Source organism: Novosphingobium sp. JCM 18896, from assembly GCF_025938095.1.
GTDB lineage: Bacteria > Pseudomonadota > Alphaproteobacteria > Sphingomonadales > Sphingomonadaceae > Novosphingobium.
On record NZ_JAPCZF010000008.1, the window covers coordinates 115,737 to 131,670 of the forward strand.

Sequence of the window (15,934 nt, forward strand, 5' to 3'; positions counted from 1 at the left end):
CTGCTGCTACCAAGGTCTAAGACCTGGCTGCGATTGATGCCTCAGGCGGCTGCCGGGGCGGCGCGGTGGCGGTTCAACAGGGTCAGCAGGTGGCGGCGAAGCGGCACGTCGATTCGCGTGTTCAACCACCAGGCGGCGGCGATCAGCAGGGCCCAGAGATAGCCCGGCGATCCCCCCATCCCGTTGCAGGTCTGCACGATGACGCCGTGAATGCAATAGAGCGGATAGGACAGCCCACCGATCTCCTCGACGAGGCGGGTGCGCGGGGCTTCCCAGATCGTCCCGAACCAGAGGATCAGCGGCAGTAGCACGAAGGCGCTGGCCAGGTTCCAGGCGGTGTCGGTGGCGCTTACCTGCAGCGTCACCAGGATCAGCGCGATCGGCAGCAGCCAGGCGAGCTTGGTCTCGCGACGGCGGATCGCCAGGCGAAGGTGCAACCGGTGCATGGCCACGCCGAGCGAAAAGGAGAACAAGGTCCGCGCCAGGCCGAAACCGATCGTCTGCCAGAACGCGCCGAGTTCGGCCAGGCCATAGGTCAGGCCGCCGGCGAGGAAGATCGCTCCGCTCGCCAGGATCAGGGTCGTGAGCCCGCGCCAGCCGAGCCGGACGATGACGAGCGCGAAGACGAGATTGGCGAGCAGTTCGAGTGCCAGCGACCACATCGGGCCATTGCCGGGATAGAGCGGTGCGAGTTCGGGATAGCGCACCGCCATCCCTTCGAGGTTGGGCAGGAGCAGCAGCGATTCGAAAAAGCGGCCCGACAGGACCACGCCGATCACCGCGCCGACGAAGGCCATCGGATAGACCCGCACCAGCCGCAGCAGCACGAATTCGCGCAGCGGCATGCTGTCGCGCAAGCGGGCGTCGTAGGCATGGGCGAGAACGAAGCCGCTGAGCGCGAAGAACAGATCGACGGCGAGATAGCCGCCGGGGATCCGGATCGGCGAAAACGGCCCCAGATGGTAGAGGAGCACGAGGATCGCGGCGATGCCGCGCAGCCCGTCGAGAGTGTTGAAGCGCATTCGCTTGTCCGCCTGATCCGCGATGCGCCGGAATAGACGGTTATGGTAAACGAAGTGCTACCGCCCACCCCGAAGGGCGGGCGGCGATGCGTGATATTAGCCGGTGATGCCCGCCGCGGCGAGCACGGCCAGGGTCAGCACGTCGGGGGCGATCGCGGTCATCGGTGCGATCTGGACGGGCTTTTCCATGCCGATCAGCATCGGGCCGATCGTGGTGTTGCCGCCGAGCTCGCGCAGCAGCTTGGCCGAGATGTTGGCCGACTGCAGCCCCGGCATGACCAGCACGTTGGCCGGTGCCGACAGGCGGCTGAACGGATAGTTCTTCATGATGTTGGGGTTGAGCGCCGCGTCGGGGGCCAGGTCACCCTCGTACTCGAAGCCCGGATCGCGTGCGTCGAGCAGCGCCACCGCGTCGCGGATGTTGTCGAGCCAGCGACCCGCGGGATTGCCGAAGGTCGAGAACGACAGGAAGGCGACGCGCGGCTCGTGGCCGAGGCGGCGCGCAACGGCGGCGGTCTCGATCGCGATGTGCGCGAGATCCTCGGCCGAGGGGCGCTCGTTGATCGTCGTGTCGGCGATGAACACCGTGTTGTTCTTGGCGATCGTCAGGTGGATGCCGAAAGGCAGCGCGCCGGGCTTCGGATCGAGAACCTGGCGGACTTCCTTGATCGACTGCGAGAACGGCCGCGTCACGCCCGAGATCATCGCATCGCCGTGGCCCAGCGCGACGAGCAGCGAAGCGAAGACGTTGCGGTCCTGGTTGACCATGCGCTTGACGTCGCGTTCCATGAAGCCGCGGCGCTGGAGGCGCTGGTAGAGATAGTCGACCATGGCCGGCACGTGCGGCGAGGTCGCCGAATTGTGGATCTCGAAGGACTCGGGATTGCTGATGCCCAGCTCGAGCAGCTTGTCGGTCACCGCCTGGGTGCGGCCGACGAGCACCGGCGTGCCATATTCGAAATCGCGGAACTGGATCGCCGCGCGCAGCACGACGTCTTCCTCGGCCTCGGCGAAGACCACGCGCTTGGGATTGGCGCGCGCCTGGGCATAGACGTTGGTCAGCACCGAGGTGGTCGGGTTGAGCCGTGCCTTGAGGCTGTGACGATAGGCGTCGAAGTCCTCGATCGGCAATTGCGCCACGCCCGAATCCATCGCCGCCTTGGCCACGGCCGAGGAGACGACTTCCATCAGCCGCGGATCGAACGGCGCCGGGATGATGTAGTCGCGGCCGAACTGGTGGTTCTGGCCATAGGCCGCGGCGACTTCCTCGGGCACCTGCTGGCGCGCGAGTTCGGCGATGGCGCGGGCGGCGGCGATCTTCATCTCCTCGTTGATCGCGGTCGCGCGCACGTCGAGTGCGCCGCGGAAAATGAAGGGAAAGCCGAGCACGTTGTTGACCTGGTTCGGATAGTCCGAACGGCCCGTCGCCACGATCGCGTCGGGGCGCACCGCCTTGGCGTCGGGCGGGGTGATCTCCGGATCGGGATTGGCCATGGCGAAGATGATCGGCTCGTCGGCCATCGTCTTGACCATGTCCTGCGTGACCGCGCCCTTGGCCGAGAGGCCGAGGAAGATGTCGGCGCCCTTGATCGCTTCGGCCAGGGTGCGCTTGTCGGTGTCGATCGCGTGGGCCGACTTGAATTGGTCGATGCCTTCGCGGCCCTTGTAGATCACGCCCTTGGTATCGCAGACCGTGACGTTCTCGTGCCGCACGCCCATCGACTTGATCAGCGCGGTGCAGGCCAGCGCCGAAGCGCCGGCGCCGTTGACCACGACCTTGACGTCTTCGAACTTGCGGCCGGTGATGAAGCAGGCGTTGACCAGGCCGGCGGCGGCGATGATCGCGGTGCCGTGCTGGTCGTCGTGCATGACGGGGATCTTCATCCGCTCGCGCAGGGTCTGCTCGATGATGAAGCACTCGGGTGCCTTGATGTCTTCCAGGTTGATGCCGCCGAAGCTCGGCTCCATCATCGCGATCGCTTCGATCAGCGCCTCGACGTTCTCGCTCGCGAGCTCGATGTCGATCGAATCGACGTCGGCGAAGCGCTTGAACAGCACGGCCTTGCCTTCCATCACCGGCTTCGAGGCCAGCGCGCCGAGGTTGCCCATGCCGAGGATGGCGGTGCCGTTCGAGATCACCGCGACGAGGTTGCCCTTGGCGGTGTAGTCGTAGGCCGTGGCGGGATCGTCGGCGATCGCCTGGACGGGCACGGCGACGCCGGGCGAATAGGCCAACGACAGATCGCGCTGCGTCGCCATCGGCTTCGAGGCGATGATCTCGATCTTACCGGGGCGGATCGTCTTGTGATAAAACAGAGCTTCGCGCTCGGTAAAACGGACGTTGCTTTCGTCGGCCAATGGAATTCTCCCCGCTGTCGGGCCTGCCCTAACCAATGTTAGGCCCCGGCGATAGGGGTTTGCGTGTTTCGGCTCGGTAATAATCGAAAATAATTTGCCGCTCGCGGAGCAGTGATGTTGCGCGGCATTTTGGGGGAAAGCCGAGGGTGCCGGCATTCCGAATCGCCCGCCCGCCCGCTACCGCAGCAGCATGTCCGCCCCCGTGACCCCGATGATGGCCCAGTACCTCGCGCTCAAGGCGCAGGCCGAGGACTGCCTGCTGTTCTACCGCATGGGCGACTTCTTCGAGCTGTTCTTCGACGACGCCAGGACCGCCGCCCAGGTGCTCGACATCGCGCTGACCAGCCGCGGCGAGCATGGCGGCGCGCCGATCCCGATGTGCGGCGTGCCGGTCCATTCGGCCGAGGGCTATCTGGCGCGGCTGATCAAGGCCGGCTGCCGCGTCGCCATCGCCGAACAGGTCGAGACGCCCGAGGAAGCCAAGAAACGCGGTGGCTCGAAGGCGCTGGTCGCGCGCGACATCGTCCGCTTCGTCACCGCCGGCACCCTGACCGAGGAAGCCCTGCTCGAACCGCGCCGCGCCAACGTGCTCGCCGCGGTCTGCGAAGTGCGCGGGCTGGTCGGCATTGCCGCCTGCGACATTTCGACCGGGCGCATGGAGCTCGAGGAATGCGCGCCCGACCGGCTCGGCGCGGCGCTGGCGCGCATCGGCGCGAGCGAGGTCGTCGTGCCCGAGGGGTTCACAGATGGCCCGATCGACGCGATCCCGCGGCCGTCGCGCGATTTCGGCAGCGACCAGGGCGAGACGCGGCTCAAGGACGTCCACGGCGTCGCCACGCTCGACGGCTTCGGCAGCTTCACGCGGGCGATGCTCGGTGCGGCGGGCGGCCTCGTCGCCTATCTCGACCACGTCGGCCGCGGCGCGCTGCCCTTGCTGCTGCCGCCGGCGATGCGATCGGGCGAGGCCCATCTGGCGATGGACGAGGCGACGCGCGCCAGCCTCGAGATCCTGCAGTCGAGCCAGGGCGGTCGCCGCGGCAGCCTGATCGACGCGATCGACCGCTGCGTCACCGGCGCCGGCGCGCGCCAGCTGTCCGAAGACCTGTCGGCGCCGCTGACCGACCTCGCGGTGATCTCCGAGCGGCTCGAACTCGTCCAGTGGCTCCACGCCAATTCGCTGCTGCGCGGCGATCTGCGCGCGGTGCTGCGCGCCTTGCCCGACGTCGGCCGCGCGCTGGGGCGTGTCGTCGCGGGACGTGGCAGCCCGCGCGATCTCGGCCAGCTGCGCGACGGCCTGACCGAGGCGCGCCGCGTGCGCGACCACCTGCTCAAGCTCGGCGACCGGCCGGCCTTGCTCGACCGCCTGCTGCCGAGCCTCGGCGGCCACGGCGCGCTGACCGATCTCTATGCGCGCGCGCTGGTGCCCTCGCCGCCGACCGAGCGCGGGCAGGGCGGCTATATCGCCGAGGGCTACGACGCCGCGCTCGACGCGCTGCGCGACACCTCGGGCCACGCGCGCCGCGCGATCGCCGCGCTCGAGGCCAAGTACCGCGACCAGACCGGTGTGGCCGCGCTCAAGATCAAGCACAACGGCGTGCTCGGCTACTTCATCGAAGTGCCCGCCAAGCACGGCGACGCGCTGATGCAGCCCGACTCCGGCTTCACCCACCGCCAGACCATGGCCGGCGCGGTGCGCTTCAATGCCCTGGCACTGCACGAGGAGGCCAGCCGCATCGCCGAGGCCGGCGGCCACGCGCTCGCCGCCGAAGAGGCGCATTTCGAGCAGCTGGTCGCCGAAGCCATCACGGCGCGCCACGCGATCGCCGCCACGGCCGAGGCGCTGGCGCGGATCGACGTCTCCGCCGGCCAGGCCGAGCGCGCGGCCGAGGGCGGCTGGAGCCGGCCCGAGATCGTCGACCATCCCTGCATCGAGATTTCGGGCGGCCGCCACCCGGTGGTCGAGGCGGCGCTGGCGCTCAAGGGCGACCGCTTCGTCGCCAACGACTGCCGGCTCGCACCCGACGACCGGCTCTGGCTGATCGGCGGCCCCAACATGGGCGGTAAGTCGACCTTCCTGCGCCAGAACGCGCTGATCGTGCTGCTGGCCCAGGCCGGCGGTTTCGTGCCCGCGCTGGCTGCGAAGATCGGCCTCGTCGATCGCCTGTTCAGCCGCGTCGGCGCCTCGGACAACCTCGCGCGCGGACGCTCGACCTTCATGGTCGAGATGGTCGAGACCGCGGCGATCCTGGCCCAGGCGACCGAGCGCAGCTTCGTGATCCTCGACGAGGTCGGCCGCGGTACCTCGACCTACGACGGCCTGGCGCTGGCCTGGGCCGTGGTCGAGGCGGTGCACGAGACCAACCGCTGCCGCTGCCTCTTCGCGACGCATTACCACGAGCTGTCGCGCCTCGCCGAAAGCTGCGACGCCTTGTCGCTCCACCACGTCCGCGCGCGCGAGTGGAAAGGCGATCTGGTGCTGCTCCACGAACTGGCCGAGGGGCCGGCCGATCGCTCCTACGGTCTCGCCGTGGCGCGGCTCGCGGGCGTGTCGCCGGCGGTGCTGTCGCGCGCCAAGACCGTGCTCGACCGGCTCGAAAAGGGCCGCGCCGAGACGGGTGGGCTCGCCGCGGGGCTCGGCGACCTGCCGCTGTTCGCCGCGGCCTTCGAGGCCGATTCGGAAAAGCTCGACACGATCCGCGAGCGGCTCAACGGGCTCGATGTCGATGCGCTCAGCCCGCGCGAGGCGCTCGACCTGCTCTATGAGCTCAAGCGCGAGGCCGGCACCGATCATTAACCGCGCGGCGCTATGCTACGCGCATGTTCGGACCGCGCATCACCACCGTCTTCCGCAGCAAGTGGCGCGCGCTATGGTTCGCGGCGAGCGTGCTCGTCGGTGTCTGGTTCTCGGTACCCAAAGAGGGTGAGAAGGCCGATCCGGCGCAACAGCAGGCGGTCGAGGCCGTGGCCGGGCTCGTCGGTCAGAACCAGCCCGCGCCCGAGCACAAGCACGTCAATCCCTGGGCGAAGACGCCGCAGTAGGCGCCAGATTAGACGTTAGTCGTCCTCGCCGGCTTCGCCGAGCAGGTCTTCCTCGTCATCGTCGTTGCGCTCGCCGCGGAAGGCATCGTTGTCGATGCGGCCGCTCGAGACCATCTGCTCCATGTGATCGACGAGGTCCTGCGCGTCGTCGCTGTCGTCGCCCGACGAAACCTTGTCGCTGTCGCCAGTGGCGAAGTCGCCAGAGCTGCGGCCCAGCGCCTCGTCGGCCAGTTCCTGCGCCTGGCTGGCCTCGTCGTTCTGCTCGGAGTTCCGGTTCTCGGGAGCCAGCTCTTCGGTCTGCTGGTCTTCGCCGTCGAACTTGCGCGGGTTGTCGGTCATGGGAGTCTCCTTCGCCGGACTCAACGAGCCGGCGAAGGGACAGGTTCCCCGATCAGCGCGTCGGGACGGGCACTTCGCCCGAGTAGTCGTAGAAGCCGCGGCCGACCTTGCGGCCGATCCAGCCGGCTTCGACGTACTTCACCAGCAGCGGGGCCGGGCGGTACTTGCTGTCGCCGGTGGTCGAGTAGAGCACCTTGATGATCTCGAACAAGGTGTCGAGGCCGACGAAGTCGGCAAGGGTCAGCGGGCCCATCGGGTGGTTGAGGCCGATGCGGCAGCCCTTGTCGATGTCCTCGATCGAACCCATGCCCGCGCCGAGCACGAAGATCGCCTCGTTGAGCATCGGGCAGAGGATGCGGTTGACCACGAAGCCCGGCTCGTCGCCGGCGAGGACGATTTCCTTCTTGATCGATTCGCCGAAGGCGCGCGCCTTGGCGGTCGTCTCGGCCGAGGTCGGCAGGCCCGGGATGATCTCGAGCAGGCCCATGACCGGCACCGGGTTGAAGAAGTGCATGCCGATGAAGCGCGAGGGATCGGGCACGCGCGCGGCCATGCGGGTGATCGGGATCGAGCTGGTGTTCGAGGCGAGGATCGCGTCGCTCTTCAGGACCTTGACCACTTCCTCGAAGATCTTGTGCTTGATCTCCTCGCGCTCGGTCGCGGCCTCGATGACGATGTCGGCCTCGCCCAGCGGCGCATATTCGCCCACGGCGGTGATGCGCGCGAGCACGGCCTCGGCCTCGGCGGCGTCGAGCTTGCCGCGGCTGACCAGCTTGTCGAGCGTCTTGGCGATCTTGGCCTTGCCCTTTTCCGCGATCTCCAGCGAGATGTCGGTCAGCAGCACCTTGTGGCCAAATTGCGCGGAAGTCTGGGCGATGCCCTGACCCATCATGCCCGCACCGATCACGCCAACGATAGACATATTCCGTTCCTCTTCGCACCCGCAGCAATGGCGCGCGATTTAGCGTGCGCGGGGTGGCTTGGCTAGCTCTCCATTAAGCGGGCGATTAACGATTCTGGCCGGGCACCCACAGGACGTCGCCCGAGCCGGCAGCGTTGATTGCCCGGGTCAGCACGAACAGGAAGTCCGACAGCCGGTTCACATAGGCCAGCGCGGCCGGATTGGTCGGCGCTTCGGCGGCGAGCGCGGTCATCGCCCGCTCGGCGCGGCGCGTCGCGGCGCGTGCGACGTGGACGCGGGCCGCGGCCTCGCTGCCGCCGGGCAGGATGAAGCTGGTCAGCGGCGCCAGATCCTCGTTGAGCGCGTCGATTTCGGCTTCCAGCCATGTCGCCTGGGCCGGAACGATACGCAGCATCATCTCCGACGGGGTGAAATCGTCTCCCGGAGTCGCGAGGTCGGCGCCGAGGTCGAACAGGTCGTTCTGGATCCGTGTCAGCGTCGCGGCATGCGGGCTATCGGGCAGCGCGCAGACCGCGAGGCCGATCGCGCTGTTCGCCTCGTCGACCGCGCCGATCGCTTCCATCCGCGCGGCGTGCTTGGGCAGGCGCGAGCCGTCGACCAGACCGGTCGTGCCCGCATCGCCGGTGCGGGTGTAGATCTTGTTGAGCTTGACCAAGGTTTAGCGCGCGACGGCCATCAGGATCACGACCACGGCGATCGCCGCGCCCTGATACTTGATGCGCGCCCACATCATCTTGTTCTGCTTGAGCTGGAGCAGATGCGCGCCTTCGGGATCGACGTCGGCATCGAGCGTCTGGCGGAAGGCGTTGAGGCCCTTGAGCAGGCTGAACAGCGTCATGCCCATGAGCAGGATCAGCGCCGGGATGAGAATGTAGATCATGGCGCTCCATCTAGGCTTTGTGACAGCGAAATGCCAGCGGGGAAGCGATGCGCGCGCAGCCTGTCGGCGACGGCGGCGCCGTCCTCGCCGGCGCGGCGGCGATCGGCCAGCGAGGGGGAGCCGCGGCGCTTGGCCAGCTTCCTGCCGTCGGGCTCGACCAGCAGGCCGTGGTGGTGCCAGGCGGGCACGGGCAGATCGAGCAGGGCCTGGAGCAGGCGGTGGACGTGGCTTGCGGCGAACAGGTCGGCACCGCGGGTGACCAGGGTGACGCCGTCGGCCGCGTCATCGAGCGTCGCGGCGAGGTGATAGGAGGCCGGCGCTTCCTTGCGCAGCAGCACGACGTCGCCGAAGATCTCGGGTGTGGCGATCTGCGGCCCGGCGATCTCGTCGACCCAGGCGAGCGGACCGGCCAGCGCGGCGGCCTTGGCCATGTCGAGCCGCCAGGCCGCGCCCACAAGATCCTTGGCCGGATCGACCTCGCGCCCGCGGCAGGTGCCCGGATAGAGCGCACCGTCGGGACCCTGCGCGGTCGCCGCGGCAGCGATCTCGGCGCGGGTGCAACGGCACGGATAGAGCAGGCCCAGGGCCTTCAGCCGCTCGCCCGCCGCGGCATAGGAGGCGAGCCGTTCCGACTGGCGCACCACCGGTCCGTTCCAGGCGAGGCCGAGCCAGGCGAGGTCGGCCAGGTGCTCCTCGGCGAGTTCGGGCCGGCTGCGCGTGCCGTCGATGTCCTCGACCCGCAGCAGGAATTCGCCGCCGCGCGCGCGCGCCAGATCGTGCGCGACCACCGCGGCATAGGCATGGCCGAGGTGCAGCGAGCCGTTGGGGCTGGGGGCGAAGCGCGTGCGCATAGGGTCGCCGTAGCACGGTTTCGGGCAATGCGCCGAGGCACGGCGATAGGGAAGATAGTTTCACACGAAGACACGAAGATGGAGCGCTGGCCGCAGGCCCTTGTTCATTCTGAGACTGCGGAATGAGAGCGGCTTCGCCGCGGTCACGGCGTCTTCGTGTCTTCGTGTGAGATCCCTTCTCTCGTCCTCACTTCACCAACGTCATTCCCCGCCTGTGGATTCTCGCGCAGCAGCCTTGACGTCAAATTCGGCGAGGCTCAGAAAACACCCATGCGTTGCCATCAAATCGCAACAGCGGCCTGCGACAGGAGGCCATGCTCAAGTCGGAGCTGATAGAGCGCGCGGCCCGGTTCCGCAGCGCGGGGGATGATCCCTCCCGGCATTTGTCCGACTGTCCGGCGCTCGTGCTCAACGCGGATTACACCCCGCTCTCCTACTACCCGCTCAGCCTCTGGCCCTGGCAGACCGCGATCAAGGCGATCTTCCTCGAACGTGTCGACATCGTCGCCTCCTATGAGCGCGTGGTCCACTCGCCCTCTTGGTCGATGCAGGTGCCTTCGGTCATCGCGCTGCGCCAGTTCGTCAAGCCGAGCGAGTTCCCGGCTTTCACCCGCTTCAACCTGTTCCTGCGCGATCGCTTCGCCTGCCAATATTGCGGCAGCCCGCAGCACCTGACCTTCGATCACGTCGTCCCGCGGCGGCTCGGCGGGCAGACCAGCTGGGAAAACGTCGCCACCGCCTGCGCCCCGTGCAACATGCGCAAGGGCGGGCGCACGCCGCGGCAGGCGCGCATGCCGCTGCTGATCGAGCCGATCCGTCCGACCAACTGGCAATTGCAGGAGCGCGGCCGCGGTTTTCCGCCGAACTACCTGCACGAGACCTGGCGCGACTGGCTCTATTGGGACATCGAGCTCGAGGCTTAGGCCGGTCCACCCTCATCCAAGCTTCGCTAGTCCGCCTTGCGGACAAGCTGCGCTATCCTTCTCCCGCCAGCGGGAGAAGGCGACAAGAACCCTTTCCCGCTGGCGGGAGAGGCGCGAGACTTGGCAGCTCGCTGCCTAGTCGCAGCGGTGAGGGTGGCAGCGTGCGGGAATCGTCTCTCTGAGGCCTCGCACTAAGGGCGCTCCTAGGCTCCGATTAACCTGTCTTCGCTATCCTCGATTCCATGGGTCGGGCATTGTCGCATCGGGGGTGGCGCGCGGGGGCGCTGGTATGGGCGCTCGCGCTCGCCTGGCTGCCATCGGTGGCCTCGGCGAATAGTCGGACGTCCGATTTCGCCGCGCTCGATCTGCTCGACACGCCCAACGAAATCCAGGCCGACATGGACAGCGATGCCGCGCCGCTGCGGCTCTCCACGCTCGCCATGCGTACCTATCGACCGATCCCGGCGGAGCGGGCCGCGGCGAACTGGACCTTCGGTGAGACGGCCGCACCCGCGATCGGCGGCGGCTGGCGCGAGGACGCCACCTTGGTCCGCTTCGAGCTAACCGGCAAGCGCCGGCTCGGCGGCCATGTCTTCGCGGCGACGATCGGCGGTGTCGATCTCGGCCGCGGCAATCTTGGCCCCAGCAATCTCGGCGGCGTGCCGGCGACGGCGAACTTCGCCACGGGACTCGGACCGATCCGTCAGCCGATCCCGCTCTCGGGCGATGTCATCGACTACGTCCAGCCGCGCTACGGCCATCCGTTGCTCGATTTCGCGCCGGGCGCCTTCAAGCGTCCGGGCTTCTACGGCAAGCTCGCCTGGACCGCGCCGGTGCCGGTGCGGGCCGAACTCATGCATTTCGACAGCAACGCCGATCCGATGGTCGCGGGCGGCGATCGCGAATGGGGTCGCCGCACCTTGTTCGACGCGCTCGGCGTCGTGGCCGAGCTCGACCGCGATTGGGAACTGCGCGCCCAGGCGCTCGCGGGGCGCACGCGCCAGGGCGATCGCACCGGCGGCGACAACTGGATCGATATGCGCTTCCACGCCGCTTACGGCATGGTCACCCGCCGCTTTGCGCGCACCGCGCTGTCGGCGCGGGTCGATCTCTACCAGACGCGCAACGCGGGCAGCGCGGGGCTGGCCGACGACGAGGCTGGCTGGGCGGTGACCCTGGCCGCGCGGCGGCAGATCGGCCCGCAACTCGCCGCCCTGGTCGAAGTGCTCCACGCCGAATGCGACGGCGAGGCCCGTCTGCGCCCCGCCGGGGCCTTTGCCGGCCGCCGCAGCCAGGTGATGATGGCGATGCGCGCGCACTGGTAGCGCCCAGATTCCTTGCCCCATGCAAAACGCCCCTCGCGAAGGAGGGGCGTTCCGGCGCGACGACCTCGAAAAATCGTCGAAACTGGGTATCGGTCAGGCTTCCTGACCGAAATCGTTGTCGCCGCGTTCGCGCAGGCGAATCTTGTCGCCCTCGATGCCCGCGACCTGGCTCAGCTGGACGTAGTGGTGCTGGCCGTCGCTTGAATCCGACCGCGAAAGCTTGATGCGGTCGCCATCGACGTGATCGACCGTGCCGACGTGCTGGCCGGCATCGTCGATCACTTCCTGGTGTTCGCGGATCTGGTCGGCGAAGCGATCGGTGCCGCCACCGCCCGACTGCTGGCCGCCGGTCTGATCGAACTGCTGCTGCTGGCCGCTGCTGCGTGCGGCCTGCGAATCGCCGAGCGGGCTGACGTTCTGCTGGCCCTGCTGTTGCTGGTTACGGCGGTCTTCCATCGATCTTCTCCGAGATTGGGCCGCGAGGACTGTCGCGGCGTGGGGGTACTCGGAGAACCGCGGCGCGGGGGCTTCCGTTCCGCGTCGCGGGTGCTCAGGCGACGAACCGTGCAGCGATGGCCAGCAGGGCCTCGGTCAGCGCCTCGGGCGCGCAGAGGAAGGGCGAGTGATCGGCCGCCAGAGTCACCACCGGATCGCAGGGCGCGGCCGCCTGCATGTCGCGCTGCTTGGCCAGCGAGACCGTCGCATCCTCGCTGCATTCGACGAAGGCGCGCGGCATTTTGCCCCAGCGCTCCCAGGTCACCGTCGCGGGCTCGTGCATGACGCCGAGCGGCTCGCGGTGAAGCCGCGCCAGCGCCCAGGCGGCGTCGGCGTCGCTGCAGCCCGAGTAGAACTGCGTGCGGGCGATCGCGGCAAGCGCTTCGGGCGCGAGCGGCGGCGCGTCGGGATCGGGGCGGTGGCCGGTGACCTGGGCCAGGCTCTGCCCGGGCGGAACGATCAGCGCGGTCAGGTAGACCAGCCCGGCGATCAGCTCGGGCACGCGTTCGGCCGCCTCGCCGATCACCAGCCCGCCGCGGCTGTGCCCGACGAGCACCACCGGTTGCCCCGTCGACCTATGCGCTGTCCGCACGGTCTCTGCGACGAAGTCACCCCAGTCGGCGAGCGTCACCTGGTCCACGGGGATCGCCTGGTTGGTGCCCATGCCGGGCAGGTCGGGCGCGATGACGATGTGGCCCGCGGCTTCGAGCCGCGGCACGATGCGGTCCCAGGTCCAGCGCCCGTGCATCGCGCCGGGGATCAGCACGAAGCTTGCCATGGCCTCTCTCCTCTTCTGTTATCGGCACGAAGCGAGCAGGCGGCGGAAGGCCTGTCAATCGGTGAGGAACAGCATGGGTCAGCCGCTGACGTTCTACGGCATGTCGAGCCCCAACGCGCGCAAGGTCGCGATCCTGCTCGAGGAGATCGGCCTGCTCTACCGCACCGAGCACGTCGCCGTGTTCCGCGGGCGCCAGTTCGACGAGCGCTTTCTCGCGCTCAGTCCGATGGCCAAGGTGCCGGTGATCGTCGATCCCGACGGGCCGGCCGGGGCGGAGCCGATCTTCGAATCGGGGGCGATCCTGATCTACCTCGCCGAGACTTACGCGCCGCAGTTCTATCCCGCTGACGGTCCCGAGCGGTGGCAGGTGCTCAAGTGGCTGATGCTGCAGATGAGCCAGGTCGGCCCGGTCTTCGGCCAGCATTCGCACTACCGGCTGCTGCAGGGCCAAGACTATGCCGCAGGCCGCGCGCGGCGGGGCATGGCGCAGATCTTCCAGGCGCTCGAGCGCCGGCTCGGCGAGGCGCAATGGCTCGGCGGCGGGTCCTATTCGATCGCCGACGTGGCGACCTATCCCTGGGCCAAGCGGCTCAAGCGCTATGGCCTCGATCCCGCCGAATACCCGCAGGTGACCGCTTGGCGCGCGGCGATCGAGGCACGACCGGCGATCGGGCGCGCGCACCGCGTGATCGCCGAATGGGCCCGTCAGGACACGGCCGACCGTGCCGCCGCGACACATGAAGAAAATGAAATGTTTCAGGGGCTTCACATTCGCGCGCCGAGCGCGCAGGCTGCTTCCGCACATAACGGCCAGATCGAATCCGAACGGGAAAGGAACGGGCATGGCTGAGCTAAACAGGCGGCGCGTCGTCACGGGTCTCGACGCGCAGGGCCGCAGCACCGTCCTTATCGACGGCCCGATACCCCACGCCGAGGAGACGACCGCGGCGCTCGTCTGGCGGACCCACGCGCACCCCGCCGACAACGCCGGCAGCGACGATCCCGTCGCACCCTACGAGACGGCGATGCTGCACACGCCGGGCTCGAACTTCGCGATCTGCCAGTTCCGCCCGCGCACGCCCGAGATCATGCACGCGACCAACACGATCGACTATCTGGTGATTCTCTCGGGCCGGGTCACCCTCGTGCTCGAGGAGGGCGAGACCGAACTCGGCGCGGGCGACTGCGTGGTCGATCGCGGCGTGGTCCACGGCTGGCGCAACCCGCACGACGAGCCCTGCGTGGCAGCGGTGGTCAACCTGCCGGCTTATCCGGTAGGCAAGGGCCGGACGATATAAGCGACAAGGGGCGAGGACCGATGCGGCGGGTGGTTACCGGGCTCAATGCCGAGGGCAGGTCTTGCATCGTGTTCGACGGCGAGGTGCCGCGCCACCAGCCCGCGGCCAACCTGATCTGGCGCAACACGCTGCCCGCCGATAATTCGGGCGAAGCCGAAGCCGCGGTGCCTTACGACATGGGCCTGCTCCACGACGGCGGGGTCAACTTCATCCTGACCGAACTGCCCGCGGGGCTCGGCGGCGAGGCCTTCCTCCACGCCACCGACACGATCGACTACCTGGTGATGATTGCGGGCGAAGTCGTGCTCGTGCTCGAGACCGGCGAAGTGACCCTGCGCGCGGGCGACTTCATCGTCGACCGCGGCGTGATCCACGGCTGGCGCAACGACGGCACCGAAACCGCGGTCTTCGCCTCGGTCACGGTGCCGGCCCTCCCTGTCGGCAAAGGGCGGACGGTCTAGATCAAACCATCGTCCAAAAACCATCGTCATTGCGAGCGTAGCGAAGCAATCCAGGGCGGCAGAGCATGGCGCTCTGGATTGCCGCGCCGCTTCGCGGCTCGCAATGACGAAGCAGAATCCTAGATCCGCTCTTCCTCGATCGTCGGATCCTCTTCCTTGCGCTTGACCTCCTCGGGAGTCGGCTGGCTGCCGTCGGCCTTGGGCGGGGCGCCGTCGGTGTTGGTCCAGCGGCCGTCTGGTGTCGCGGCCGTGCCGGTGACGTTGCGCGAATCCTCGGGTTCGTACTCGCCCATGGCTTATCTCCTTGGCTAAAGGCCGCGCGGCGGCCATCCTGTACACAACCACAGGAAGAGCGGCGCGGTTCCGCGCGTCGCCGCAGCGGGAAAGGTATCCGTCCGAAATGTCCGAGAAACTCGTCCTCCACGGCATGCAGAGCCCCAATGTCATCAAGGTGATCCTGATGCTCGAGGAGTGCGGGCTGGACTACGAGCTGCGCCACACCGCGGTGTTCAGCCAGGCGCAGTTCGAACCGGAATTCCTCGCCAAGAACCCGCTCGGCAAGGTCCCCGTGCTCGAGGACCCGCGGCTCGGCCAGCCCTTGTTCGAATCGGGCGCGATCCTGCTCTGGCTCGCCGAACGTGAGGGCAAGTTCCTGCCCACCACCCAGCCGCAGCGCGCCGAGGTCATGCAGTGGCTGATGGTGCAGATGGCCAACGTCGGCCCGATGATGGGCCAGGTGAACCACTTCAACATCGCCCCGCCCGAGACCGCGCCTTACGCCAAGGCGCGCTATCAGGCCGTCGCCGCCAAGCTCAACCGCCTGCTCGACGAGCGCCTGCAGAGCCGTGACTGGCTCGCCGGCGGCGAATACTCGATCGCCGACATGGCGACCCAGCCCTGGGCCTTCTACGTCGAGCGCCACGGCTTCGACCCGGCCGACTACCCGGCGCTGATCGCCTGGCGCCAGCGCATCCAGGACCGCCCCGCCACCCAGCGCGCGATGGCACGCGTCGCCGAGGCCTTCGACGACGTCGCCAACCGCACGCGCAAGGGCGCCTCGCGCGAGGATCTCGACCGCTTCTTCGGCCGCACCGACACCGTCCCCGCGACCGACTTCACCGCCGTCCAGCAGATGTGAGGGCAGGGCGGTGATCACCCTTCCCCCTTGATGGGGGAAGGATGCGGAGACTTGGGAGCTTGCTCCCTAGTCGTAGCTGGATGGGGGTGAGCGCGCCGCCAACGC

At 68.4% G+C, this 15,934-nt stretch carries 18 protein-coding genes; 8 read left to right on the forward strand and 10 right to left on the reverse strand.

From position 1 onward, the window contains the following. Positions 1–41 precede the first annotated feature (41 nt). Both OLX23_RS22215 and OLX23_RS22220 read right to left on the reverse strand, forming a co-directional pair. The gene (locus OLX23_RS22215; protein ID WP_264447413.1) at positions 42–1,022 is read right to left on the reverse strand and encodes an acyltransferase family protein; all 981 of its coding nucleotides are present in this window, start codon (positions 1,020–1,022) and stop codon (positions 42–44) included. A gap of 96 nt (positions 1,023–1,118) precedes the next feature. Further along, positions 1,119–3,380: an NADP-dependent malic enzyme gene (locus OLX23_RS22220; protein WP_264447414.1), complete on the reverse strand. Its 2,262-nt coding sequence runs from the start codon at positions 3,378–3,380 to the stop codon at positions 1,119–1,121. A gap of 190 nt (positions 3,381–3,570) precedes the next feature. On the opposite strand from OLX23_RS22220, the gene mutS reads away from it, so the two are divergent. Then, on the forward strand, positions 3,571–6,174 hold the full coding sequence (gene mutS, locus OLX23_RS22225; protein ID WP_264447415.1) for a DNA mismatch repair protein MutS: 2,604 nt from the start codon (positions 3,571–3,573) through the stop codon (positions 6,172–6,174). 23 nt (positions 6,175–6,197) lie between these two features. Beyond that, positions 6,198–6,419: a hypothetical protein gene (locus tag OLX23_RS22230; RefSeq protein WP_264447416.1), complete on the forward strand. Its 222-nt coding sequence runs from the start codon at positions 6,198–6,200 to the stop codon at positions 6,417–6,419. 15 nt (positions 6,420–6,434) lie between these two features. Here OLX23_RS22230 and OLX23_RS22235 read toward each other — a convergent pair whose 3' ends face one another. The 5 genes from OLX23_RS22235 to gluQRS form a co-directional block, all read right to left on the reverse strand. Continuing rightward, the gene (locus OLX23_RS22235; RefSeq protein WP_264447417.1) at positions 6,435–6,758 is read right to left on the reverse strand and encodes a hypothetical protein; all 324 of its coding nucleotides are present in this window, start codon (positions 6,756–6,758) and stop codon (positions 6,435–6,437) included. Between the two features lie 52 nt (positions 6,759–6,810). After that, the gene (locus tag OLX23_RS22240) at positions 6,811–7,680 is read right to left on the reverse strand and encodes a 3-hydroxyacyl-CoA dehydrogenase family protein (RefSeq protein ID WP_264447418.1); all 870 of its coding nucleotides are present in this window, start codon (positions 7,678–7,680) and stop codon (positions 6,811–6,813) included. Between the two features lie 85 nt (positions 7,681–7,765). Beyond that, positions 7,766–8,335 (reverse strand): cob(I)yrinic acid a,c-diamide adenosyltransferase, encoded by a 570-nt coding sequence (locus OLX23_RS22245; RefSeq protein ID WP_264447419.1) that lies wholly within the window; start codon positions 8,333–8,335, stop codon positions 7,766–7,768. Positions 8,336–8,338: 3 nt separating this feature from the next. Further along, the gene (locus OLX23_RS22250) at positions 8,339–8,560 is read right to left on the reverse strand and encodes an HIG1 domain-containing protein (RefSeq protein WP_264447421.1); all 222 of its coding nucleotides are present in this window, start codon (positions 8,558–8,560) and stop codon (positions 8,339–8,341) included. Further along, on the reverse strand, positions 8,557–9,411 hold the full coding sequence (gluQRS, locus tag OLX23_RS22255) for a tRNA glutamyl-Q(34) synthetase GluQRS (protein WP_264447423.1): 855 nt from the start codon (positions 9,409–9,411) through the stop codon (positions 8,557–8,559). The genes OLX23_RS22250 and gluQRS overlap by 4 nt, the downstream gene beginning before the upstream one ends. Positions 9,412–9,725: 314 nt before the next feature. Between gluQRS and OLX23_RS22260 the strand changes: the two genes are divergently transcribed. Both OLX23_RS22260 and OLX23_RS22265 read left to right on the forward strand, forming a co-directional pair. After that, positions 9,726–10,334, forward strand: a complete 609-nt coding sequence (locus OLX23_RS22260) for an HNH endonuclease (protein WP_264447424.1) — start codon at positions 9,726–9,728, stop codon at positions 10,332–10,334. A gap of 254 nt (positions 10,335–10,588) precedes the next feature. Beyond that, positions 10,589–11,659 (forward strand): hypothetical protein, encoded by a 1,071-nt coding sequence (locus OLX23_RS22265; protein ID WP_264447425.1) that lies wholly within the window; start codon positions 10,589–10,591, stop codon positions 11,657–11,659. Between the two features lie 93 nt (positions 11,660–11,752). Here OLX23_RS22265 and OLX23_RS25775 read toward each other — a convergent pair whose 3' ends face one another. Continuing rightward, on the reverse strand, positions 11,753–12,115 hold the full coding sequence (locus OLX23_RS25775) for a DUF2171 domain-containing protein (RefSeq protein ID WP_319641341.1): 363 nt from the start codon (positions 12,113–12,115) through the stop codon (positions 11,753–11,755). Positions 12,116–12,209: 94 nt separating this feature from the next. Next, on the reverse strand, positions 12,210–12,932 hold the full coding sequence (locus OLX23_RS22275; protein WP_264447427.1) for an alpha/beta fold hydrolase: 723 nt from the start codon (positions 12,930–12,932) through the stop codon (positions 12,210–12,212). Between the two features lie 73 nt (positions 12,933–13,005). Between OLX23_RS22275 and OLX23_RS22280 the strand changes: the two genes are divergently transcribed. From OLX23_RS22280 to OLX23_RS22290, 3 genes are read left to right on the forward strand one after another with little or no spacing between them, the layout of a single operon-like run. Further along, positions 13,006–13,782, forward strand: coding sequence for a glutathione S-transferase family protein (locus OLX23_RS22280; protein ID WP_264447429.1), 777 nt, complete (start codon positions 13,006–13,008; stop codon positions 13,780–13,782). Further along, positions 13,775–14,230 carry a cupin domain-containing protein gene (locus OLX23_RS22285; protein ID WP_264447431.1) on the forward strand — a complete coding sequence of 152 codons (456 nt, stop codon included), beginning with the start codon at positions 13,775–13,777 and terminating at the stop codon, positions 14,228–14,230. Before OLX23_RS22280 ends, OLX23_RS22285 begins: the two co-directional genes overlap by 8 nt. 20 nt (positions 14,231–14,250) lie before the next feature. After that, on the forward strand, positions 14,251–14,691 hold the full coding sequence (locus tag OLX23_RS22290) for a cupin domain-containing protein (RefSeq protein ID WP_264447433.1): 441 nt from the start codon (positions 14,251–14,253) through the stop codon (positions 14,689–14,691). A gap of 119 nt (positions 14,692–14,810) precedes the next feature. Here OLX23_RS22290 and OLX23_RS22295 read toward each other — a convergent pair whose 3' ends face one another. Continuing rightward, the gene (locus tag OLX23_RS22295) at positions 14,811–14,984 is read right to left on the reverse strand and encodes a hypothetical protein (RefSeq protein ID WP_264447435.1); all 174 of its coding nucleotides are present in this window, start codon (positions 14,982–14,984) and stop codon (positions 14,811–14,813) included. Positions 14,985–15,091: 107 nt separating this feature from the next. On the opposite strand from OLX23_RS22295, the gene OLX23_RS22300 reads away from it, so the two are divergent. Beyond that, on the forward strand, positions 15,092–15,829 hold the full coding sequence (locus tag OLX23_RS22300) for a glutathione S-transferase family protein (protein ID WP_264447436.1): 738 nt from the start codon (positions 15,092–15,094) through the stop codon (positions 15,827–15,829). The last annotated feature ends 105 nt before the right edge of the window (positions 15,830–15,934 follow it).